Source organism: Bacteroides sp. AF39-11AC, from assembly GCF_003474285.1.
In the GTDB taxonomy this organism is placed as follows: domain Bacteria; phylum Bacteroidota; class Bacteroidia; order Bacteroidales; family Bacteroidaceae; genus Bacteroides.
In genome coordinates this window covers 33,892-58,561 of the sequence record NZ_QROH01000001.1, presented here as the reverse complement: position 1 = coordinate 58,561, position 24,670 = coordinate 33,892, and the positions used below count along the sequence as shown (strand labels likewise).

At 43.0% G+C, this 24,670-nt stretch carries 13 protein-coding genes; 6 read left to right on the top strand and 7 right to left on the bottom strand.

Features of this window, described 5'->3' with window-relative positions:
* Nucleotides 1–47: 47 nt before the first annotated feature.
* Genes DW036_RS00170 through DW036_RS00160 form a run of 3 tightly spaced genes read right to left on the bottom strand, consistent with a single transcriptional unit; the run spans nucleotide 48 to nucleotide 5,913 of the window.
* On the bottom strand, nucleotides 48–1,004 hold the full coding sequence (locus tag DW036_RS00170; RefSeq protein WP_187374534.1) for a discoidin domain-containing protein: 957 nt from the start codon (nucleotides 1,002–1,004) through the stop codon (nucleotides 48–50).
* A gap of 26 nt (nucleotides 1,005–1,030) precedes the next feature.
* A complete protein-coding gene (locus tag DW036_RS00165; RefSeq protein WP_118460357.1) occupies nucleotides 1,031–2,716 on the bottom strand; it encodes a RagB/SusD family nutrient uptake outer membrane protein in 1,686 nt (561 codons plus the stop codon).
* Nucleotides 2,717–2,730: 14 nt separating this feature from the next.
* A complete protein-coding gene (locus DW036_RS00160; protein ID WP_118460355.1) occupies nucleotides 2,731–5,913 on the bottom strand; it encodes a TonB-dependent receptor in 3,183 nt (1,060 codons plus the stop codon).
* Between the two features lie 375 nt (nucleotides 5,914–6,288).
* On the opposite strand from DW036_RS00160, the gene DW036_RS00155 reads away from it, so the two are divergent.
* Together DW036_RS00155 and DW036_RS00150 are read left to right on the top strand one after the other, a co-directional pair.
* Complete coding sequence (locus DW036_RS00155) at nucleotides 6,289–7,743, top strand: alpha-L-fucosidase (protein WP_118460353.1); 1,455 nt, start codon at nucleotides 6,289–6,291, stop codon at nucleotides 7,741–7,743.
* Between the two features lie 10 nt (nucleotides 7,744–7,753).
* Nucleotides 7,754–11,323 (top strand): glycoside hydrolase family 2 TIM barrel-domain containing protein, encoded by a 3,570-nt coding sequence (locus DW036_RS00150; RefSeq protein WP_118460351.1) that lies wholly within the window; start codon nucleotides 7,754–7,756, stop codon nucleotides 11,321–11,323.
* Nucleotides 11,324–11,803: 480 nt separating this feature from the next.
* On the opposite strand, the gene DW036_RS00145 is transcribed toward DW036_RS00150, so the two are convergent.
* Nucleotides 11,804–14,035, bottom strand: coding sequence for a GH92 family glycosyl hydrolase (locus DW036_RS00145; protein WP_187374533.1), 2,232 nt, complete (start codon nucleotides 14,033–14,035; stop codon nucleotides 11,804–11,806).
* A gap of 259 nt (nucleotides 14,036–14,294) precedes the next feature.
* Nucleotides 14,295–14,786 (bottom strand): Dps family protein, encoded by a 492-nt coding sequence (locus DW036_RS00140; RefSeq protein ID WP_118460347.1) that lies wholly within the window; start codon nucleotides 14,784–14,786, stop codon nucleotides 14,295–14,297.
* Between the two features lie 140 nt (nucleotides 14,787–14,926).
* Here DW036_RS00140 and DW036_RS00135 point away from each other — a divergent pair, with 140 nt between their 5' ends.
* The 3 genes from DW036_RS00135 (at nucleotide 14,927) to ahpF (ending at nucleotide 18,189) form a co-directional block, all read left to right on the top strand.
* A complete protein-coding gene (locus DW036_RS00135) occupies nucleotides 14,927–15,853 on the top strand; it encodes a hydrogen peroxide-inducible genes activator (RefSeq protein WP_118460345.1) in 927 nt (308 codons plus the stop codon).
* Between the two features lie 119 nt (nucleotides 15,854–15,972).
* Nucleotides 15,973–16,539, top strand: coding sequence for an alkyl hydroperoxide reductase subunit C (gene ahpC, locus DW036_RS00130; protein WP_007211096.1), 567 nt, complete (start codon nucleotides 15,973–15,975; stop codon nucleotides 16,537–16,539).
* A gap of 90 nt (nucleotides 16,540–16,629) precedes the next feature.
* Nucleotides 16,630–18,189: an alkyl hydroperoxide reductase subunit F gene (gene ahpF, locus DW036_RS00125; RefSeq protein WP_118460343.1), complete on the top strand. Its 1,560-nt coding sequence runs from the start codon at nucleotides 16,630–16,632 to the stop codon at nucleotides 18,187–18,189.
* 51 nt (nucleotides 18,190–18,240) lie between these two features.
* On the opposite strand, the gene DW036_RS00120 is transcribed toward ahpF, so the two are convergent.
* On the bottom strand, nucleotides 18,241–19,908 hold the full coding sequence (locus tag DW036_RS00120; protein ID WP_118460341.1) for a tetratricopeptide repeat protein: 1,668 nt from the start codon (nucleotides 19,906–19,908) through the stop codon (nucleotides 18,241–18,243).
* 280 nt (nucleotides 19,909–20,188) lie between these two features.
* Here DW036_RS00120 and DW036_RS00115 point away from each other — a divergent pair, with 280 nt between their 5' ends.
* Nucleotides 20,189–22,501, top strand: a complete 2,313-nt coding sequence (locus DW036_RS00115; protein ID WP_118460339.1) for a TonB-dependent receptor — start codon at nucleotides 20,189–20,191, stop codon at nucleotides 22,499–22,501.
* A 33-nt stretch (nucleotides 22,502–22,534) separates the two neighbouring features.
* Here DW036_RS00115 and DW036_RS00110 read toward each other — a convergent pair whose 3' ends face one another.
* The gene (locus tag DW036_RS00110; protein ID WP_118460337.1) at nucleotides 22,535–24,670 is read right to left on the bottom strand and encodes a S46 family peptidase; all 2,136 of its coding nucleotides are present in this window, start codon (nucleotides 24,668–24,670) and stop codon (nucleotides 22,535–22,537) included.

Below are 24,670 nucleotides of genomic sequence, written 5' to 3'. Positions count from 1 at the left end.
GCCTTGTCTACACTGAAAACAATCTATTATAACTTCATATAAGTATATCAGAATAAATTAAATTCACTCACAGTAACATGAGGTCCGCCATTAACTGCAGTGATGGTTAATTTTACAAAACGCCCAGTAGCGGCCTGAGGTAAGAATGAACGATATTCTCCGGCCGCCGGAATATCCTTAAACTCACCAACATTCGTCCAACTTTGGCCATCATCACTAACCTCGAGTACAACAACCTTCGGCCCGTCAGCTCCTTCTTTACGCGCTTGGATAGTGAAACCCTGGATATAAGTGGATTGTCCTAAATCAAATGTTATCCAATGAGGTGGTTGCGGATGGCTCTGCTCCCAAGCTGTACTCCAGAATGTATTTATGGTGCCGTCTATACATGCTTCCTTTAATCCACCATTTCCCCAATCTCCTTCTTTCGGTTCTTCAGACGAAGCTGCTAACACAGTCCATCCTGTACGGTCGAGCAATTCCATATTGCTGGCATCCATAGCACCACGGCAGAGAAAATAGACTGTTTGGCAGCAGTGGTCCGTCGCCACACCCTCGGCAGAAACAATGCTAACCGGCAATAAATATTCGGTAAACGGTTCTATGTTTCCTTTGGAATTAATTGTGATACTAATTGGTTCAGATTCCACTTTACCAGCCTTAACCACTGTCGATGAAGCAACTGTATAAGCACTGGACGGAAGTACTGGATAGTTAGTACCTTTAGTTGCATTATATTCGGCCACTTTATCAGGATCAGCTTCCAAATATATGGTTGCATCGGTAGACAATCCGGTCGGATTCAAATCAGGATAATGCTTTGCAGTCACTTTTACAGTAAAAGTTTCAACATAGGGTTCATCTTCAATATAGAAGTTAACCTTCACCAATGCTCCTGCATTAGGAATATAGATAGTATCACTGCCGTCATTATCACTACAAGCAGACAAAAACAACAACACGCCCAGCGACCAACATATCAATTGGAATATATTTCGTTTCATTTTTCTGTTCATTTTAAAGATTTATATTATTTCCATCCCGGATTATTAGGCAACAGATTCGGATTCATTGTAGTCTGATCTATTGGCAAAGGATGTAGATAAAGTTTATCATCCCATTTTCGAGTCTGCTTATCAGGATAAACAATCATGTATCCTTCTTCATTCAAGCTACGTGAGAAATCACCATAAGCTTCTTTCATCTGGCTTGAAACTTTCATACCCAACATTGTTTTCGGATTCTCCAATAGCTTACCGGCTTTCCAGCGTACAATATCATCCCAACGAAAACCCTCTCCTAATAATTCCACTGCACGTTCACGACGAATCTCATACAGAAGCGGTGTTAGTTCGTATCCATAGTCCGGCCAGTTTGGGTCTTCAAAACCTACTTCTTTTGTCAAATGAGGCATTTCCACCCGGTCACGCAACTCATTAATAGTGATATCCAATACCTCTTGGTCACATTCACCTAATTCTGCTTTAGCCTCAGCATAATTCAACAAAACTTCTGCATAACGGAATATGAAAACATCAAGAGTAGACAGACCGATATTCCATTGGTCCGGATCCGGTGAATGGTATTTCATTACATGGTAACCGGTAGTACAGTATTTAGTATCCAATGATGGTAATGCATTAAAAGAGGGAGTGCCATCAGCCAATAATTTATAAGGCAAATTAGGATTATCTATACTTTGAGCTAGACGTGGATCACGTTTAGCAAGTTCATTAACAGGCATACTGGCCTCGCTACCATACGTTGGACTAACAGCTGTAGGTAAGCCGTCGGCACACAGATATTGCTCAAACATGGCCCGACTCATTCCCGTATAAGACTCTTCCATCTGGCGAGTATTATTATGCATCAATAGTTTAGCTTCATAAACACGGGGCATAATACATTCGCTGTTACCCGAGAGATCTTCCTGAATGAATAAATTATAATAATCCGTTTCCGGTTTTTCATTACTCCAGATTTCATATTTCCCACTATCGATTATTTTCCAAGCAGCATCAGCAGCTTCACGGAACAAGCTTTCAAAATCTCCCAATCCATGATATTTACGATAAGAAGCCTCGTACAAACACACTCTTGACTTGAATGCCAAAGCTGCAGCTTTGTGCATGCGCCCTGTAGCAACAGAGCTGGCCTCCTGTAAATGTTCAATTGCAAAATCGAGGTCTTCCAGAACATGCACAAAAACATCCTTGCGGTTGTCACGTCCTTTGTAAAGTTCTTCTGAATCTATATTCAATTCAGTTTCATACCAAGGAACATCGCCAAAACGCCTCATCTTATAAAAGTACTCCCATGCACGGAAAAAACGTACTACCGCTACCTGACGATTTATATTTTCCTCATTCCCGGATACACGTGTATAGCGTGCCATGAAATAATTGGCAGAACGGATATTCCCCCAGTCACCACTGCTCCAGCCACCTCCCGATGTGGGAATCGTTTCCTGGTTAAATAACCAGGTATTCGGTTTTTCATTTACATAGCAGTCTGACTGGTCATCAGCTCCGGGGCCTTGTGCTCCGGGCAAGATTCCATAGAAACCATTGGCAAAAAGCTCAAGGTCTTGTTCATTCTTCCAGAAGTTTTCATCCGAAACAGAATCTTCCGGATATAAATCCAACATATCTGCGCATGAGGTAAATACCGGTACACAAAACAATGCTGCAATCATAAATATATTTCTTGTCTTCATGAGTTCTCTGATATTTAAAGTGTTATATTTAAACCGAATGAAATAGATTTTTGTAACGGATACGTACTGACGCTGACGGTTTCCGGATCATAAATGTCAAAAAGATGATCAAATGTTAATAAATTCTGTCCGCTTATGTACACACGTATATTATCTATTTTCCATTTTCCCAACAGTGATTTCGGCAATGTATAACCTAAAGTCAAATTCTTCAGACGAAGATAGGAAGCATCTTGCAAATACCGGGTTTGAGTCACACGGTTTCCTGTAACATTGTCATAAGTAGAACGGGGGAAGTAAGCATCACGGTTATCTTCTGTCCAACTATCCAAGGTATGTGGAAATGGAACATGCCATTCATTACCAAAACCCCAGAACTGATTACCTCCCAATACTACATCTTTCTTTCCGACTCCCTGGAAGAATATACTTAGGTCAAAACCTTTCCACTGTGCATCTGCCCGGATACCATAACAATAACGAGGTTCACTATTTCCAATTACCTTACGATCGCCCGGATCGTCAGCTGTATTCTTACCGTATGATATTTTATTATCACCATCCAAATCTTTATACTTCACATCTCCTGGATACCATTCACCGCCGTAAATTTCAGATTGGTCAGCATGAGCAGCTACTTCTTCCTTACTTTGGAACAAACCTTCAGTCACAAATCCCCAGATTTCCCCCCATCTTTTACCAACATAATTCTGCGCATCATCACCACTGAATAACAGTTTTTCAGGATTATTAAACTTGGTGATTTTGGCTTTATAATCAGATAATACCAGACTCACATCATAGGAAAAACCACTTTCAAGACGATCTCTCCAACCAATATTTAATTCCCAACCAGTAGTCTTCAGATCAGCTGTATTAGCTTGTGGGGCACCTGTACCTAATACAGCAGGTAATGGAACGCCATTCGTCACCATGTCATACGTCATACGCTGATACCAATCGAAAGTTCCATATAAACGATTATTCAATGCAACCCAATCTAAGCCAAAGTCCATTTGACGGACAGTTTCCCAAGTTAGAATAGGACTCACAATACCACCGGGAGTTACACTGGCTATTTTTTTGCCATCCACCAAATATCCCATTTCACCGTTGGCTCCCATCGTTGAGATGTAAGGATAGTCACCGCCTACCGACTGATTACCTAAAGAGCCGTAAGAGGCACGAAGTTTCAATTCATCCACATATTTCTTAGCTCCTTCAAAAAAAGCTTCATTAGATATACGCCATGCTAATGAGAAAGATGGGAAGAAAGCAAACCGATTATCTTTCGGAAATTTAGAAGAGCCGTCATAGCGTCCATTCAACTCTAACAGGTAGCGCTCATCATAATTGTAATTGATACGTGCAAAATATCCCATAGTTGCCCATGCATGCTCACCGCTACCGTTATACTTTTCACCATATGCCATACCCAGAGAGGCTATATCCTGACTAATCAGATTCTGACGTTCAGCATCAAACCAACGATAATCTTTACGTTCGTAATTATAACCTGCCAGTAACTTCAGATTGTGTTTACCGAAACTACGGTCATAATCACTATAGAAATTAAAGACCTGATAATAATTATCATCCGAAGTATACTTTACAGTACTGGGAGTTATATGTGGGAAGATGGTAGTTACATCAGGATTGGCATAATGTTCTATAATTTCCTTTCCATGATACTTCTTATTCAACATATACATATTGAAAGTATAATCCAGATTAATATTCCATCCTTTCAGAGGATTAATTTTCATACTTCCAGTAAGCCACAAGTCATTTTCTTTATGAACACGACTACCGGAAAGAGCTTGAGTAGCTACCATATTTGTCCAGCTACCTTGTCCGGAGTAATTTCCATCCGGGTGGTACACAGGCATGAAGGGACGAAGATCGGCACCATAAAAAGCAGCCTCCATATCATTACTGTTATGCCCATAAGGAGTATCATGCATCGTATTGTTATAGTTGATTTTCATACCTATTTGTAACCATTTCCTTATTTCCGAATTCACATTCAGAGCTACATTGAAACGGCGATATTCATCATCATAATGTTTCAATTGTCCTTCCTGATCCATGAAGCCTACCGAACCATAATAATTGGTCTTCCCCGTACCTCCATTAATAGACAACGTATATTGTTGCATCAAGGTTGTAGTCTTACGAGTTTCTTCAATCCAGTCCGTATTACCACAATACAAATACTTATCGGGGTTTGAGGGATCAATAAACACCGGCAGGTTATGTTTCGGATCAGTATAGTAAGCATAAATATGATCCATATAGTTCTGATCATAATAATCGCCACCTCCCGAATTACGGTTAGTCAGATTATGGAAGTTAGCAAAAGTCCACGAATCCATATATTCAGGAATTCTTGTCGGACTGTTTAATGACCAGTTACTGGAGAAGGAGACTTTTGCACTTTGGTCTTTTCCTTTTTTCGTTGTAATCAATACTACACCATAAGCAGCCTGTGTTCCATAGATAGAGGCAGAAGCCGCATCTTTCAGTACAGATACGCTTTCCACATCAGCAGGATTAATCAAATTAGGGTCCATCTGAACACCATCGACCAGCACTAACGGCCCGGCAGAGTTTATAGAAGTAGTACCACGTACATTGAACCCATATCCTTTGCCGGGGGAACCATTGTCTGCCGAGATATTCAGATTACCAATCATACCTTGCAATCCTTGGCTTAAATTCGTAATAGGACGACTCTCCAATACATCGGATGAGACACTGGCTACCGCACCTGTCAGATTCACTTTTTTCTGTGTACCATACCCCACCACTACTACTTCATCCAAAGTTTTACTGTCCTCGTCCAGAGTAATCACCAAATTATTCTGGCTACCTACAACAATTATCTTACTGATATATCCGATAAATGAGATTTCCAGTTTATCACCTTTTGTCGCTTCAATCGTAAAATTACCATCGAAATCAGTTATCGCTCCCTGATTTTTTCCAGTAATCCGTACAGTAGCTCCGGGGAGACTTTCACCACTTTTATCTATGATCTTTCCCTTAATAAGGATATTCTGCTGCGTAGCGTTGACCTTATCAACTGACATAGCAACACTTTGTGAAGCAAGGCATGGCTGAAAGCTCATACCGGCGAGAAGGACTATAAGTCCGGAAGCCCTGACGGCTTTTTCTACAACTCCAAGTCTTTTCATAAATGTGTTTTTAATTTTAGTATTATTAAAAATATGTGCAGGATACAGATTCCTGCTAAGGTTCCAAAACATCAGCAAATCTATTAAGCTTATCTTAAGGAGATGATTAAACAATGATTAATAGCAGCGTTAACCCTATCATTTTTTTATTAACCGCCATTCATCCGATATAAATTAAGATCGTAAATACTAACTTTACAAAAGATAGCATCACGTCTTGAGAAAAGAAGCTTTAATTTGCGATTAACAAAGAAACTTTGCTATTAATATTCGCACTAACCCTCATTTAATCCAATTACTAACTTCCTTTTTTTAATTTTGCCTACGGTTCTAAAACACACATATCTATTTCTTATATTTATTAATTAAACGACCATGAAATTAAAAAAACTATTTCTCGCTGCCGGATTTACCGCGGCAGCCACCGTATCGGTTACAGCGCAAAAAGCGCCCGAACCTTGTGGTTTGACTCCCAGTGCCCGCCAGATAGAATGGTACAATCGTGAAATGATTGCTTTCTTCCATTTCGGTATCAACACTTTCGAAGACTTTGTCAACGAAGGAGACGGAAAAGCCTCCACAGCTATATTCAACCCCACTGCGTTAGATTGCGAGCAATGGATGCAAACCCTGAAGTCAGCCGGCATCCCAGCAGCTATCCTCACTGCTAAACACGCCGATGGTTTTTGTCTTTGGCCAAGCAAATATACAGACTACTGCGTAAAGAATTCCACTTGGAAAGGTGGGAAAGGTGACGTCGTACGCGAATTTGTAGATGCCTGTGAAGAATACGGCATCAAGGCAGGTATTTACCTCGGCCCGCATGACCGTCACGAACACCTACGACCGGATTATACAACGGAGAAATACAAGTACTATTATGCGGCACAGCTGGAAGAATTAATGAGTGATTACGGCAAAATATGGGAGACCTGGTGGGACGGTGCAGGAGCTGATGAGCTTACTACTCCTCTCTATACCCATTGGTATAAAATAGTACGCGAGAAACAACCTGACTGTGTAATCTTCGGCACAAAGAATTCATATCCTTTCGCTGATGTACGCTGGATGGGTAATGAAGCCGGAAAAGCAGGCGATCCTTGCTGGGCAACTACAGACTCTATTGCCATTCGTGACGAGGCAGCCTACTACCAAGCACTGAATGAAGGTATATACAATGGAAATGCTTATGTACCTGCGGAAACGGACGTATCCATCCGTCCCAGCTGGTTCTATCATGAGGAAGAAGATAACCGGGTAAAGACTGTAAAAGAGTTGTGGGATATCTATTGTACCTCAGTGGGACATAACAGCGTACTGTTACTTAACCTCCCACCCGACCGCAGAGGATTACTCCATTCAAAAGATTCATTGCATATTGCCTTACTGAACCAAGGTATCCATGAGACTTTTGATAAAAACCTGTTAGCAGGCAGCCGTGTCAGTGCTACTAATAATCGTGGCGGTAAGTTCGATGCCAGATATCTGATAGATAATGATAAGCAAACTTACTATGCTGGACGCGATGGGAACGTGAAGAGTGATATTACTTTCACCCTGCCTCGTTCCACGACTTTCGACTGTCTCATGGCAGAGGAAGTAATAGAACTGGGGCATCGCACCTCCCGCTGGAGCGTGGAGTACTCCAACAATGGTAAAGACTGGACATCTATTCCAGAAGCTACAGGCAAACAATGCATCGGATACAAATGGATTGTACGGTTTGCTCCGATAACAGCCAAATACGTACGCCTTCGCATTGAAGACGGACGTGCTTGCCCCGCTATCCACAGTTTCGGAGTGTATAAACAAGCTGAAATACTCAAATAAAGAAACAATCATGTATAACATAAAGAACATAATACTGTCCGGTATGCTTGCCTTCTGTAACCTTTGCGCCACAGCACAGACCATAGATACAGAGCAAACATATGAGATACATACGTTGAATGGTCTTGCCATGGATAATCAGGAAAGCGTGGATGCCGGTTCCAAAATATTCATCTCTAAGCGTGTCCCCGGTAAGGGATCGCAAATATGGCAATTCATCCCCATAGAAAATGATATTTATTGCATAGTCAGTCCTCTTTCTCAGCAGGCCATTGATAACGGTGGAGATGGAGCTGTAGAACGAAGCATCTTGCAATGGAGTAGCGATCTAAGTAATTCAAACCAGCGATGGAAAGCAAATCGGCAGGCCAATGGAAGCTATATCTTCACCAGTGTAGCAAGTGGATATAATCTGGGGTTCTCAGATGCCAGTCCGGTAGGCGAACCTGTTTTCCAATTGAAGCCCGACGTCCATCAAGCCAATCAGCAATGGATTCTGGTCAAATCAAACGTGAAAGTTAAGATCGATCCATTGAAAACCCATAGTGATAATGACTGGGAGAACCAAAACATTTTTGCCATTAATAAAGAAGACGGACATGCTACATTCATCCCTTTTGCCAATATGGAAGAAATGCAAGCAGATCCTGCTTACCGTCGCCCTTGGAAACGTACCCGTTCCAGCCGTTATATGTTACTGAACGGTAATTGGAAATTCAACTGGGTGAAGCAACCTGAAGATCGCCCGAAAGATTTCTATAAGACAGACTATGATGTTTCAACATGGGCTGAAATTCCTGTCCCCTCCAATTGGGAAATGCACGGCTACGGGACACCCATTTATACCAATATCACTTATCCATTCCGCAACAACCCTCCTTTCATACAGGGGCAACGCGGCTACACGGTAGAGAAAGAGCCTAACGCTGTCGGATCTTATCGCCATGAATTCACCTTACCTGCTGACTGGTCAGACAAGGAAGTATTCATTCATTTCGATGGCGTATATAGTGCCATGTATCTGTGGATTAACGGGAAAAAAGTAGGATATAGCCAGGGAGCCAACAATGACGCACGCTTCAATATCACTCGTTATGTACATCCGGGTAAAAATCAAGTAGCAGTAGAAGTATATCGTTGGTCGGACGGTAGCTATCTGGAAGATCAGGATATGTTTCGCCTGAGTGGGATCCATCGTGATGTCTATCTTGTAGCCAGTCCCAAAGTACAATTGCGTGACCTGCATCTGACCTCGGTTCTCAGCACCCGCTACGATAAAGCTGAGCTACATGTGAAAAGCAAGATCAAGAACCATGGGAAAACTATCAGAAATGCATCCGTACGTATCTCCTTACTCGATGAAACGGGAAGAAATCTCAAACAATTCACCACGGAAACCGGTACCTTGGCTGCAGGAAAAGAAGTTATCATAAACAGTAAAGGAAGCATTCGTGACCCCAAACTATGGAATGCAGAGACCCCTTATCTGTATACCGTCAATGTGGAATTGCTGGATGAACAAGGAAAAGTAACTGAAGCTACTACACAGCAATATGGTTTCCGCCGTATAGAAATCCGTAACAACAAGGTATATATTAATGGCATGCTGACCCTATTTAAAGGAGCCAACCGCCACGACATTCATCCGCAATACGGAAAGGCAGTCCCTGTAGAAAGTATGATCGAAGACATTCTTTTATTCAAACGTCATAACTTAAATACCATCCGTACAAGTCATTATCCTAATGATCCCAAAATGTACGGGCTATTTGATTACTACGGACTATACGTTATGGACGAAGCCGACCAAGAATGCCATGGCAATATGTCATTAACCGATAATCCTACATGGGAAGCAGCATTCGTCGATCGCATGGTACGTATGGTGGAACGTGACAAGAATCATCCTTCTGTAATCTTCTGGTCATTAGGAAATGAGTCCGGTGGAGGTTGCAATGCAGTAGCCGAATACAAAGCAGCCAGAGCGATTGACGACCGTCCTATCCACTATGAGGGCATGAACGACCTAGCAGACATAGACTCGCGCATGTATCCTTCTATTGAAAGTATGATAGCACAGGACAAGGAGCCACGAAACAAACCGTACTTCTTGTGCGAATATGCCCATGCCATGGGAAATGCTGTAGGGAATCTGGAAGAATACTGGGACTATATTGAATATCATTCTGACCGCATGATCGGTGGTTGTATTTGGGACTGGGTAGATCAGGCACTTAACAAGCCTGGTGAAGCTAAAGATCATCTTTACTTTGGAGGTAGTTTCGGAGATAGCCCCAATGACAATGATTTTTGCTGCAATGGCCTCGTCACAGCAGACCGTCGCATTACTCCCAAGCTTCTGGAAGTAAAGAAAGTGTATCAATACATCTCATTCAAGATGAATGATAAAAACAGCGTAGAACTGCATAACCGTTATACAGTTCATAACATGACGCACTTCAATCTGCACTATACCCTTGAAAAAGACGGCAAGGTAATTAAAGAAGAAGAGTTCGGATTACCTGATGGAAAACCGAATGAGCGCCGTACCATTCATGTTCCAATGGAGCGCTACCTAACTGATCCAAATGCAGAGTACTTTGTAAATTTTGAAGTGAAGCTGAAGCATGACTGTGTGTGGGCCCCTGCAGGCCATATAGTAGCAACCGAACAGTTTGCTCTCAACGAAAAGATAAATAAGCCTTCTGAAATTACAGCCGATACTCCGGGTAACGAAATACTAAAGGCTTACGAAGAAGAGCGTCGCTACGTACGCTTCGAAAACAATGCTTGCGGAGTTTCATTTGATATGGCTACCGGACAAATGATCGGCTTGCGCTATGGTGCACAAGAAGTATTGCATCGGCAGCAAGGTCCCGAATTTAGCTGGTATCGTTCCATCAACAACGATCCCCGCAATTGGACCAACACACAAATCAAACTTCAGGATTTCACATGGAAACAGGCCGAAGATAAGAAGTCTGTAACTGTAATTGCAGAATTGGAGGCTATCATAGGAAAAGTTAATGTCCCCCATACCATAACCTACACTATCCATGGAAATGGTGCCATTGATATAAAGGCCAGTTTTAAAACCGGAACCGACTTTAATCTGCCCCGCCTTGCTTTACAAACCAGTCTTAACCCTGCTTTGGATAAGATCACTTGGTTTGGGCGTGGTCCTATTGAGAACTACCAAGACCGCAAGAATGCAGCCTACGTAGGATTATATTCTACCACCGTAGAAGATATGCGCGAATACTATACACGTACACAGAGCATGGGAGAACGATGCGATTCACGCTGGTTGACATTGACCAACAACCATGGGAAAGGTATTAAGATCACTCCGGAGGGTACTATTGACTTCTCTGCCCAGCATTACACCGACCGCGAATTATGGCAAGTGAAATATGCTCATGATCTTGGAAATATCCGTCGTTCCGAAGTTGTATTAAATCTGGATTGTGTACAACGCGGACTGGGCAATGCCAGTTGCGGACCAAGTCCACGTCCGAAGTATGAGATTAAAAAAGATAGCGTATATACATACGCTTTCCGCATTGAAGAAGTTAAATAAATCAGATTCTTAAAGAAGAAATCAATATACTCAATATAAAAAAAGCAGAAATACTTGACTTCACTTTTTCAATGTAGTATATTTGTATTCGTAATCTTAATTCTGATTCAAATTTAGATTAGCATAAGAGGAGGGGCATAGCTTCTCCTCTTTTTGTACCTATCCATTCCATGGTATTTCAAATGCCACACTTTAGTTCCCCGAATGCCATACCTCAACTATTAAAATGCCATACCTCAACAGTAGGAATATGTGGCATTTGGGTTAGCCAAGTGTGGCATTCAGGGAACTAAGGTGTGGCATTTACACCATCTATCTGAGGCAAACAGACCATCTGTCTGCATGAAATACAGGGTGCGTTCAGGGCAAACAGATGGTCTGTTTCAAAAGAGTATTATTTACACTAATAACTATGAGATTCTTTCATCAACAGTTAATAATATAGAAATCTGCTCTTGACAAGATTGCCATTTCAGAGCATCATTTACTGTAAGAATACGGAAAATCTTCCAGATGTATTCCTCTTTCTATATTAGGAACACTATCCATAACCAGACGGAATTCTCCACCGCCTACCAACTCTTCATGTTTTAGATAATTACGAGTAAACCCTTTAGCATTTAATTCAGCCGAACGAATATAACAATTAGCATCTGATACACCTTCAGCATAGATTGTAAATATTTTCTCTCCAGGCAATGTAAGAGTAGCCTTCGGAAATAGCGGACTACCCAAGACATATTCCGATGTACCGGGACACACCGGATAAAAACCGAGTGCTGTAAACACATACCAAGCCGAAGTTTGTCCGTTATCTTCGTCACCGCAGTAACCTTCCGGTCCCGAATTATAGAGTTTATTCATGACATTGCGAGTATGATACTGAGTTTTCCAGGGTTGACCAACATAATTATATAAATAAATGGCATGTTGTACAGGTTGATTACCATGGGCATATTGTCCCATATTCAAAGCAACCATTTCGGCTATCTCATGAATCACGAAACCATACGTACCGTAATTGAAAGTATTGGGAGCAGTAAACATAGAGTCAAGACGGGCTGCCATCAGTTCATGACCACCTAACAGGGATGACAAACCTTCCGGATCATGAAATACACTCCAGGTCCAGTGCCAGGAACAGCCTTCTGTGAAAGGACCTCCCCATTCGGTTGCATCAAAATTATCGCGCCACTTGCCATTAGCATCTTTTGCCCAGATGAAACCTTTCTCCGGATAGAAAAGATTACGATAGTTCTGAGCCTTTTTATAATAGGCTACGGCAATTTCCTGATTTCCCGTCTCTTCTGCAAAACGTGCCAAACACCAGTCAGCATAAGCATATTCCAGAGTTTTAGCAGTCGCCTCGTGCACTTCGGGATAAGGAATGTAACCCAAGCGATCATACTCAGCATAACCATCACGCCCCACAGAGGAGATTTCTTCACTACATGCCTGCGTCTGATGCAGCATGGCTTCCAGTGCTTTATCCTTATCGAATGTCCTTATACCTTTCATCCATGCATCAGTAAGCAAAGAGATCGAATTGTTTCCTATCATGCAACCACGATGACCGGGACTTGCCCACTCAGGCATGAAACCGCTTTCGTTGTATGCATTCACAATCGATTGCATAATTCGTTCGCTTACTTCAGGATAAACTAACGTAAACAACGGATGTACAGCACGGAAAGTATCCCAAAAACCATTGTCAGTGTACATATATCCATCATGTACTTGTCCGTCATAAGGACTGTAATAAACAGGCTTATCATCTCTATCAAACTCATAGAACTCACGTGGAAACAAGAGTGTGCGATACAAACAGGAATAAAATGTTTTCTTCTGTTCATCTGTACCTCCTTCTACTTTGATACGCCCCATTTGTTCATCCCATACTTTCTTTGCATCTGCTGAGACTTCCGCCAAAGAACGCCCCCCGACCTCACGATCCAAATTCAAACGTGCTTGTTCATGGCTAATGAAAGAAGAAGCTACACGAATAGTCAACTTTTCCCCTACCTTCAAACGAAATCCAGCATAAGCACAAGCATTCTCATCCGTTCCTGATTCTACGATAGGTTTATCAAATTCCACAATGAAGTGATTACCGAAATTATCGGGAACTCCACCATTATTGTAACGGGTAGTTCCATAAATACAATTCTGTCCTGCATCCAAAGCCACATTTCCTCCATGCTGGTACGCATCAATCACAATGTATTGTCCTTCTTCAGAAGGATAAGTAACCTCGAATACAGCAGCACGGGAAGTTGCTGAGAAGGCCGTAGTAACGCCGTTATCAAATTTCACCTGATAGCAATCCGGAGCTGCTTTCTCATTTTCATGACGGAAGTTCACCCCACGACTCTTATTATCCATAACAACATCACCCAATAGAGGCATGATGGAAAACGTACCATAATCGTTAATCCACGGACTGGGTTGGTGTGTTTGGCGGAACCCTCTTATCAGGCTGTCAGTGTACGTATACATCCAGCCGCTACCATTTTCCCCAGTTTGAGGACTCCAAAAATTCATTCCCCAAGGTACGGCTACTGCCGGATATGTATTACCATGCGAGAATGCGAATGTAGAAGATGTTCCCATCAAGGGATTTACAAAAGATGTCAATGACAACTGGGGTTGCGTCTTTTGCCCACACGATACGAGCAAAAAACAAAGAATAAAGAAGTTAATCAACTTTTTCATAAGCAGTAAAAAGATTTTATTTAAGTATTCAAGTGTCTGTCTGGAACACCCATAATCAAAATTTCACTGCTAAAGTAAGTAGAGGAAGGTTAAGTAATCGCTTAACTATGGGTTAAGCATAGATTAATTCACGAAAAGAATCATTAATCCTACACAAATAGATACAATCCATCGGAACTTATACATATAAGATAAGGTGATAAAGCAGTTTTTCCACCACTCTATCACCTTTCCATCATTTATCACCTAAACCTATATATTATTTGTTTGTGCATCCTTTTGTGCTGAAAGCAACCAGCATCCAAACCATCTTTTCCTGTTCTTTCAGATAGCCTGTCATCAGGTCGGCAGTAACGTCGTCGCCTGCTTCATTAGCCAGTTCAATGATCTTTCTTTCCTCACCAATGAGGTATCCGTAAGTTTCAAGAATATTGCTGACCGCATCGCTGCCGCAAGCCACGTCAGATACTTCTTTGACCTTTGCAACTTTCAGGTATTCGCTGAACTTGTTTTCGGGTACACCACCCAACATCAGAATACGTTCTGCAATTTCGTCCACCTTCTCGGCTGCGTCGTCATACATACTTTCAAACTTCTCGTGCAATACGAAGAAACCATGTCCCTTGATGTTCCAGTGGAAACCGCGCAGATTCGTGTAATATACCTGGAAATCTGCCAAAAGTTGATGCAATGCAGATACTACGTTAGCTACTCCCGATTCATTTAACTTGATGTAATTTAAAGTCTTCATAATTTTATGGTTTTAATAATTTATACTGTTTTTCTTTTTTCTGAGACAAAGATAAGGCGGAAACCCATGCTTGTCAAACAGATAATTTCTATCTTTGCATAGACAGAATCTATATAACCCGTTCAAACCCCTTATTCATCATGACTTTACAACAACTGGAATACATTCTTGCCGTTAATCAGTTCCGCCATTTCGCCAAAGCTGCGGAACATTGCCGTGTAACTCAACCCACCCTGAGTGCCATGATACAGAAACTGGAAGACGAGCTGGACACCAAGATATTCGACCGCAACCAACAGCCCATCTGCCCTACTCCCGTCGGACAACTTGTAATAGAGCAAGCCCGTATCGTATTGGAACAGGCAGGCCATATAAAGGATATTATTGAAGAAGAGAAGCACTCCTTGTCGGGTGTCTTTAAGTTAGGTATACTCCCCACCATCGCTCCTTATCTGTTGCCCCGCTTCTTTCCGCAACTGATGAAGAAATATCCTAAACTGGATATCCGCGTAACGGAGATGAAGACGAAGGACATCAAACAGGCTCTTATGAAAGGAGACATAGATGCCGGCATTATCGCCACCCTGCCTGAAAAGGATGACTTCCGCCAGATACCTTTATTCTACGAACAATTCTATGCTTATATCGCGCGCGAAAGCAAACTGTTCGAAAATAAGATTATCCGCACCTCCGATCTCAGCGACGAACAGCTTTGGATGCTTGACGAGGGACATTGCTTCCGCGACCAGTTAGTCCGCTTCTGCCAGATGAAGGCGGCGCAAGCCAGCCAGATCGCTTATCATCTGGGTAGCATGGAGACATTCATGCGCATGGTGGAAAGCGGTAAAGGCGTTACCTTCATTCCCGAACTTGCCATCGATCAGCTCAACGATACACAGAAAGAGTTGGTGCGCCCCTTTGCCATTCCTACTCCTACCCGGCAGATCATTCTCATCACCAACGAGCACTTCATACGAACCACTTTATTGGAGGTACTCACAAAAGAAATACAAGCGTCTGTACCCCGCGAAATGCTGTCCCTGCGGGCAACTCAGTGCGTTGTATAGATTTCGTCTATCGGCCCATAAATCTTTTCAATCGTTTTTTTTGTTCTATCGGCAAAAGATGCTATATTTTTGCATCATCGAAAAAACAAAGTACTAAACCTTTTAAAACAAAAAAGATTATGGAACCAATTATCAATTCTCAGCTTCCTGAATTCAAAGTTCAGGCATTCCAGAACGGAAGTTTCAAAACAGTAACTAACGAAGACGTAAAAGGCAAGTGGGCTATTTTCTTCTTCTATCCCGCAGACTTTACGTTTGTGTGCCCTACCGAACTGGTGGACATCGCTGAAAAATACGAGCAATTCCAGGCAATGGGTGTAGAGGTATACTCGGTAAGTACCGACTCTCACTTCGTGCACAAAGCATGGCACGATGCATCCGAAAGTATCCGTAAGATCAAGTATCCGATGCTGGCAGACCCTACAGGCGTGCTGACACGTGCATTCGGCGTAATGATTGAAGAAGAAGGTATGGCTTACCGCGGCACATTTGTCGTGAACCCCGAAGGCAAAATCAAGATTGCCGAAATACAGGACAATAACATCGGACGTAATGCCGACGAACTTCTCCGCAAGGTAGAAGCAGCACAGTTCGTTGCAACACACGACGGTGAAGTATGTCCCGCAAAATGGAAGAAAGGCGGCGAAACACTGAAACCAAGTATAGATTTGGTTGGTAAAATTTAAGTTCACATCCCTTTTTTATTAGCGAGGTCCCCTTTATCCATTGCACACATAGAGGGGACCTCTTTTATCTTACATTAGTATAATACTGTTATGTTAGAAACAAGCATTTTAAACCAAGTACGCAGCGTCTTCCAAAACCTGGAAGCGCAGTACACTTTTCATATCACCTGCCATCCACGGCACGAAAGCGCGCAGGAGCTGACAGAGTTGCTGAAAGATGTAGCAGGATGTTCCGATAAACTCTCCTGTGAGGTTACTGAAACCGAAGAACCGAAGCTGGAATTCTCTTTGCTGAAAAACGGGAAAGAAACCGGTGTCAAATTCCGCGGAATACCGAACGGTCATGAATTCACATCTTTGCTTCTGGCAGTACTGAATGCAGATGGAAAGGGGAAAAATCTTCCTGATGAAGCCATCAGCCGACGCATTCAGGCGTTGAAAGGGCCCATTTCATTGCAGACTTATGTATCATTGACATGTACCAACTGCCCCGATGTGGTGCAGGCCCTGAATATAATGGCTTTGCTGAACGGGCAGGTCACACATGAAATGATAGACGGTGCCCTTTTCCAAAAAGAAGTGGATGCACTGAAAATACAAGGTGTACCGTCCGTCTATGCCAACGGTAAATTGCTTCATGTAGGACGCGGCACTTTAGGCGAACTTCTGCAGAAGCTGGAAGAAATGTTCGGCTCCGAACCTGTGGGAAATGCAGAACCTATCTCACGGACTTATGATGTCCTTGTATTAGGCGGTGGGCCGGCAGGTGCCTCAGCTGCGATTTATTCAGCCCGCAAGGGATTACGGGTAGCCATTGTAGCTGAAAAGATCGGTGGTCAGGTAAAGGAAACCGTAGGAATCGAGAATCTGATTTCCGTGCCACAGACTACAGGTGCACAGTTGGCAGACAATTTAAGAAGCCATATCAATCATTATCCCATCGACTTGTTTGAAGACCGTAAGATAGAGAAGGCGGAACTTCAAGGAAAAGAAAAAAGGATTTCAGTAGTGGGCGGTGAAGTATTCATATCTCCCAGTGTAATTATTGCTACCGGTGCAAGCTGGCGCAAACTGAATGTGGAAGGTGAAACGGAATACATAGGCAGAGGAGTTGCTTTTTGTCCGCATTGCGACGGGCCGTTCTATCAGGGAAAAGACGTAGCCGTTATCGGTGGCGGAAACTCCGGTATAGAAGCAGCCATCGACTTGGCAGGTATCTGCCGGAAAGTGACTGTCTTTGAATTTGCGGATAGTCTCAGAGCTGATCAGGTGCTACAGGAGAAAGCTCAAAGTCTGCCAAATGTTGAAATATTCACTTCCTCACAGACTACGAAAGTAGTGGGAAACGGAGATAAGGTAACAGGTATCCGCGTCAAAGATCGCGTAAGTGGCGAAGAACGGGATTTTCCATTGGATGGCATCTTCGTACAGATTGGTCTGGCAGCCAATAGCGCTCCTTTCCGTGACATGCTGGAAACGACTCCGATAGGCGAAATCAAGATCGATGCTTTTTGCCGCACCACGCTTCCGGGAGTTTATGCGGCAGGAGATGTTTCGAACGTTCCCTACAAACAGATAGTAATTGCAATGGGTGAAGGTGCAAAGGCGGCACTGTCGGCATTTGATGACCGCATCCGGGGAATTGCATAAATAGGTACGCGGACGATACGGATTAGGTGGACGAACACGTCGTCCGCGTACCTATCTCCTAGAAAGAAATTCAGCAATATCCTCTTTTTCTTCCATACCCAATTTCTGCCGTATAACCGTCTTACGTTGATACACCGTCCGTATGCTTTGCTGAATAACCACACTAATCTCTTTCGTTGAAAAGTCCGACTTCAACAAACAGCAGAGTTGCAGTTCCTTTTCATTCAGGATATTTCCATACTTCTGACTGATACGGGTATAAAAGCCATCATGCACCATATCAATAGTCTTATATAAATCACTCCAAACCAGCAAATCATCTACCGCTACATCTTTATTGGCTATCCGTCCCATCTGTACCAATAGCTCCTGATGATCGGAACTGGGATTCGTAGCCACAATACGTATCAGACCTAACTGCTGAAGCAGCATCTTCTTGACAAACTTATCATTATTGCCGCTTTCATCGCCTTCCGTCTCATTCAACAAACGGCGCAAGGCTTCCAATTCTTCTTCTTTCTCTACAAGCAAATGCTTTCTTCTCTGCAAATACCAGGCAACAGCCAGCAACAACAAAATACAGAGAGCCACCAATCCGACAAAAAAGGTTCGTTCTTTCTGCTTTTCCAATTGGAGATTCATATTCTGCTGTTGCAGTAACAGTTGTACCTTTCCTTTTTGGGCTATCACCCGCTGGTCACGGATAAAGTTGTTATACAGCCGGTTTGAGAAGAACGCCACATCCCGAATTGTAAAAGAGCGGCTATCCGTATAATTCATCAACGTTTTCTGTACCAGATAAAAGTTAGCCAACGACAAGTCCTGGTCAATGTAGGGTGAACGCACGCTATCTCCCATTTGTATATAGTAGCGAGCGGAATCCATCTGACCCATATTCAGAAAATAACGCGAAAGAGCATAATAAGATAAGGACTCGAAAGGATGTTTCGTTTCTTTATATTCTTGTAAACTATGGCGCTGCAAATTGATGGCTTCCCGATTCTTTCCGGAATCGCTCAGTATATCAGCATAGTTGCGCATCACATAGTACAATGCCTTCAAAGAGTCTGTGGAGGTATACAGGCATTCAGTAGCTTTACGGAGAGCCAGCAGCGCAGAATCATTCTGATTTGCACAGTAGTACGATATCGCCAGGCTGTTGTAGTTATTATATTGTCGGGTGGAATCAGGCTCTATAGCTATCAATTGCTTCTGTAGGCGTATCAGACCTTCAAAATCATCATTACCTTCCCCTATATTCTCTACAGACCGCAGCAAATCAAGACGGGCAGCCGTATCGCCGCGCAGGGCTGCAATGCGATTTCCTTCAACCATCATCTCAGTGGCTTCTTTATATCTCTCGCTATCGTAGAAGTAATGCGCCGCCAGTTTGTAGGTACGCAGCAAGCGCAATGTGTCACCCACATCCGGTCTTCCATAATAATCCAGAGCGTATAACAGCAAAGAGTCTTCATTCATCACCCAATGCGCATTATAGTGGGCTTGCCCCATAGCCAATGCAAACCGTGCCCGCAATGAATCCGGCAATATTTCGGGATCTTTCACCGACCGAAGCAGAGCAATCGCCTCCTCTGCATTCTGCTGTAACATCTGCTCCGCCTTTTCTATCTGGATGCGTTGCGATGGCAGGGCTTCTGCACATGCTGCCAATGCCAACACGCATACCCAACCTATCAAACCATGTTTCAATGCTTTCATGCCGTTTTTCCTTCTTGCTTTAAGTCTTTGCAAAGATAGATATTTATCAATTAACGGAAGTTACGGTCTCCCTTTTTTTGCACTTTTCTTTATATATAAACCTGAAATGGGAAGATATAAACTTTTTCATAAAACATAGTTCAAAACCCTTTAATTTTCAAATAGTTGCAAAAGTCATTGCAGTTTATTTAGTGCCGCATATAAACTACTTTTCTGTTTCTATCGCTCTACCTTTGTCATGTTCAAAGAACAGAAATAATCACTAAAAATAATAAGAAAAATGAAAAGATTAAGTATCATTTTAGGAGTATTATTCCTATGCACCTCCCTGATGGCTGCAAACAAAATCACAGGGAAAATCATCGATGAGAGTAACAATCAGAACATCGAGTATGCCAATGTCAGCCTGATGACTCAAGACTCGGCATTCATCACTGGAGCTGCCACAGACAACGACGGCTATTTCTTACTGAAAGAGGTAAATAATGGAGATTATATCTTATGCATCTCATGCGTCGGATACGAGAATTCCTGCCTCTCCATCCATAACCTGCAAGCCAATCTGAATTTGGGAGAACTGCCCCTGTCACCCGATAATGTAATGTTGGAAGGCGTTACCGTCACAGCGAGCCCCATCATCAAAAAGACCGACCGGCAAATTATCCTCCCGACCGAAATGCAGACTAAAGCCGCTTCCAACGGAGTTTCCTTACTGAGAAATCTACAACTGTCGCGCATCCTAATCAATCCGATAGACAACAGCATCACGATTCCCGGAGGAGACAATGTACAACTTAGGATTAACGGTGTAGAAGTGACTCAAGCTGAAATAATTTCCATCCGCCCGGCAGATGTGATCCGCATCGAGTATATAGACAATCCCGGCGCACGCTACGGAAATGCAGGTGCCGTATTGAACTACATTGTAAAGAGAAGGGAATCGGGAGGAAATATCTCTGCTGATCTCACCAACGGAGTATCCGATACGGGATACGGCGAACATAACCTCGCAGCCAAATACCACTTCAACAAGTCTGAACTCAGCACTACCGTATATTGGGGACAGAGAGATCTGAAGTGGACGCGTGAAAACTATGAAAGTTTCCACTTCCCGGAGGCTTATCAAGAGAATAGAGAAGTAGGAGAACCTACTAAAGTAAAGTATGATAACCTTAACTTCAACCTCAATTACAGCTATCAGGATAATGACAAGCAACTTCTCAACATTGCTCTCAGAAACCAATACAGTGATACCCCCAGTTCCATGTCGGACAGAATCAGTACATTGTATGAAGGAGACACCTCCTACTCCATATCCGACCTTTCCGCCTCCAAAGTACTTATCCCTTCTTTGGATATCTATTACCAGAGAAATCTGAAAAACAAACAGACAATCTATGCGGATGTAGTGGCTTCTTATCTGGATAGCAAGAATGAACGGACTTTTATGCAGAAAGCACTTAATAATGACAACAACGATACGGATATCTATTCGGAAACCAAAGGTGAGAAGTACTCCATCATTGGAGAAGGTATCTACGAAAAACAATTCAATACGGGTAAGTTTACCGGAGGTATCAAGCATACACAGGCCTATTTGCAAAATAGATATTCGGGCAATATAGAAAATAGAATCACGATGAATACGGCCGAAACTTACTTATTTACCGAATATCAATCCAAGATAAAAGCACTGAACTACACTGTAGGGATTGGAGCTATGAGAACTTATAACAGCCAGGAGCAGTATTCTTCCGAGAAGTATATAGTCAAGCCCTCTTTAAGCCTATCGTATTCTATAAACGGGAAGTGGTTTTTCAGATACAACGGATACATGTCGGGCTATGCTCCTTCCCTCTCCGACCTGAACGACATCTCGCAAGCAATGGATAAGTATCAGATACGCAAAGGAAATCCCGACTTAAAGTCTGTTACATTCTATGCCAATACACTATCTGCCAGTTGGCACAGCAAGTATGTATCTGTCGATTTATTTGGAAGATATAGCTATGACAATAAGCCGATTATGGAAAATACCTACTACGAAGACGGGTATTTTGTCCGCACTACCGAGAATCATAAAGGTTTCCACCGGATCAATCTGGAGACAGCTATACAAATACGACCTTACAAAGAGTATATCTCCATTAAAATCACTCCGTTCCTGAACCGCTATATCAGCTATGGCAACACCTACACGCATACACACACCAATGCAGGACTGCGAGGCAGCCTGATGGCAATGTACAAAAACTGGGTACTGATGGCAGAAATGAATACCAGCAACCACACTCTGTGGGGCGAAACGTTGACTAAAGAGGAAAAACTGCACACCATCATGGCAGGATATAATACGGAGAAATGGAGCCTTTCTGCCGGGGTACTGAATCCGTTCACCAAGAAATATGAACAGGAAATAGAAAATTTATCAAAGTCGGCTCCCTACCGCCAGTTAGCGTATTCCAAGAACTTAAGGCTTTTGTTCATGGTAAATGCATCCTTCAGCCTTGACTTCGGAAAGAAGCGCAACAGCCAAGGTAGAAGAATCAACAACAGAGATACCGATACTGGAATCTTGTCCGGAAGCAAGTAATTGTCTCCCTCACGAAAAGCAGGGACCCGTCCACTAATTGAGAATATTCAATTCCTGAATCAGGTTCCCTGCTTTCCCGTATTTCTCAATCATAAACAATATATAGCGCACGTCCACCCCGATGGTACGCTGCATCTTCGGTTCATAAAGAATATCACTGCCCATAGCTTCCCAGTTTCCATCGAAAGCCAACCCCAGCAATTCACCTTTCGAATTGAACATCGCACTACCACTATTGCCACCCGTAATGTCATTATTAGAGATGAAGCACACCTTCATTTCGCCCTTTTCATCGGCATATCTTCCGAAATTGTCCGAAGAGAGCAATGAAAGTACCTCCGGCTGTACTGCAAAATCAACATCATCTACGTGAGCTTTCACTTTCTCCAGAACACCCTTTGTCGTTGTATAATAATCATATTCCGCTCCGTCAAACGGAGTATATCCGCATACCGTCCCAAAGCTCAATCGCATAGTGGAATTAGCATCCGGATAGAAATTACGAGATATATACATCCGACGGATAACCCCGTTCAGCAAACGTTCCCCACGGATGATCTCCGTAGTAGGCGCCTGCATCTGCATATTCATATCGAACAACATCGTCAGCATATCAATGCCCAACGAGATAGCCGGATCATCGAAAATCTGATAGGTAGTATCCCGTTCAAGAAAGCGTTTCAAACCACGGGGAGTGGTCAACTCAGAACTTGCATAAAGACTATCTACGAAAGCTTTCTCATCCCCATTATACTTCTGTGCGATAGTATGGTAGATTTCCGGCAGGAAAGTGGTATCCACTTTTGAGCGATACTCCTTCAACAGTGCCGTAAAGACTTCCTTGTCTATATCCAGGTCCAAATTAGAGTATTGCTCAACGATATCCTTCAAGGCGGCAATAACTGTTTTCTGTTCCCCTTCAAAGTCGAAGTTTAGAATCTTCAGTGCAAGCTGCACTAATTCCGGTCCATACAGGAAAGACTCGATAAAGTAGGCCTGTGCACGGTTTACCTCCCGGCGGTTCTTGTAGTTCAGTTCCAAATCCGTAAACAGTTGAAGAAGCTTCTCACGTTCTTCCGGGTTCTGCTGTATCCACCGACGGATTTCCTGCTCCATTTCACGCTTCTTCTCCAGGATTCCCAGCTTACGGATGGCACGGTTGACCCCGATACTGTTCTTCCAGTAATTGGAGCTTTCATCGTATTTGGAAGCATACTTAATGCGTATGCTGTCTTTACTGTCCATTTCACGTTTCCAGATGGCTTGTTTCACACCACGAATATCAATCTGCGCCTGATTGGAGTTATTCATCATTTCCTCGATGCCGAATGAAGAAAGATAACGTTCCGTACTTCCCGGATAACCTATCGTCATACAGAAAGAGCCCTCCTTATAGCCATCCAGTGAAATCGGAGCTACATATTCAGGATGATACGGGACGTTATCAGGAGAGTAATCGGCAGGCCGGTTCTTGCGATCTGCATAAATACGAAATACACAGAAATCTCCTGTATGCCGGGGCCACACCCAGTTATCCGTATCCCAGCCGAACTTGCCGACAGAGGAAGGAGGTGCAAACACCAGCCGCACATCATTGAAATCGCGGTAAACGGAGAGCCAGAACTCATTGCCTCCATAATAAGCATCTACCACGCCAAGCAAAGTGGAGTCTTTCAGGGATACCTCACCGCCTATTACCATCATCATAGAGTCTACCGCACTGGAACGTTCCATCTCGTTCATCGAAGGTTTAACGGCTCCCAGCACACGCTTGGTTACATCTTCCGTACGAAGCAGAAAACGAACATAAAGCTCCGGATTAGGCAATTCCTCTGCACGGCTACGGGCTACGAAACCATCTTTCAGGTAATCATGCTCCACCGACGAATGTTGCTGCACACTGCTGAAGCCGCAGTGATGATTGGTAAACACCAACCCGTCTTCCGACACTACCACACCGGAACAAAATCCTCCGAAGCTGACTACTGCATCTTTCAATGAGGGTTTCTTCGGATTATATAGTTTATCGGCAGGCATTTGCAGGCCGAGTTCTTTCATCGTTTTACGGGTCTGTTTATTCAGGTTTCCCAGCATCCACATACCTTCGTCCGCCTGTCCCGTCAACGTGAAGAGGCTGCAAGCAACAATCAGGATATACTTTAGCTTCAT

What these genes read in the sequence shown, in the direction of transcription:
- DW036_RS00170 (WP_187374534.1), bottom strand. Translation starts at nt 1,004, where the DNA reads ATGAAACGAAATATATTCCAATTGATATGTTGGTCGCTGGGCGTGTTG.
- DW036_RS00165 (WP_118460357.1), bottom strand. Translation starts at nt 2,716, where the DNA reads ATGAAGACAAGAAATATATTTATGATTGCAGCATTGTTTTGTGTACCG.
- DW036_RS00160 (WP_118460355.1), bottom strand. Translation starts at nt 5,913, where the DNA reads ATGAAAAGACTTGGAGTTGTAGAAAAAGCCGTCAGGGCTTCCGGACTT.
- DW036_RS00155 (WP_118460353.1), top strand. Translation starts at nt 6,289, where the DNA reads ATGAAATTAAAAAAACTATTTCTCGCTGCCGGATTTACCGCGGCAGCC.
- DW036_RS00150 (WP_118460351.1), top strand. Translation starts at nt 7,754, where the DNA reads ATGTATAACATAAAGAACATAATACTGTCCGGTATGCTTGCCTTCTGT.
- DW036_RS00145 (WP_187374533.1), bottom strand. Translation starts at nt 14,035, where the DNA reads ATGAAAAAGTTGATTAACTTCTTTATTCTTTGTTTTTTGCTCGTATCG.
- DW036_RS00140 (WP_118460347.1), bottom strand. Translation starts at nt 14,786, where the DNA reads ATGAAGACTTTAAATTACATCAAGTTAAATGAATCGGGAGTAGCTAAC.
- DW036_RS00135 (WP_118460345.1), top strand. Translation starts at nt 14,927, where the DNA reads ATGACTTTACAACAACTGGAATACATTCTTGCCGTTAATCAGTTCCGC.
- ahpC (WP_007211096.1), top strand. Translation starts at nt 15,973, where the DNA reads ATGGAACCAATTATCAATTCTCAGCTTCCTGAATTCAAAGTTCAGGCA.
- ahpF (WP_118460343.1), top strand. Translation starts at nt 16,630, where the DNA reads ATGTTAGAAACAAGCATTTTAAACCAAGTACGCAGCGTCTTCCAAAAC.
- DW036_RS00120 (WP_118460341.1), bottom strand. Translation starts at nt 19,908, where the DNA reads ATGAAAGCATTGAAACATGGTTTGATAGGTTGGGTATGCGTGTTGGCA.
- DW036_RS00115 (WP_118460339.1), top strand. Translation starts at nt 20,189, where the DNA reads ATGAAAAGATTAAGTATCATTTTAGGAGTATTATTCCTATGCACCTCC.
- DW036_RS00110 (WP_118460337.1), bottom strand. Translation starts at nt 24,670, where the DNA reads ATGAAGCTAAAGTATATCCTGATTGTTGCTTGCAGCCTCTTCACGTTG.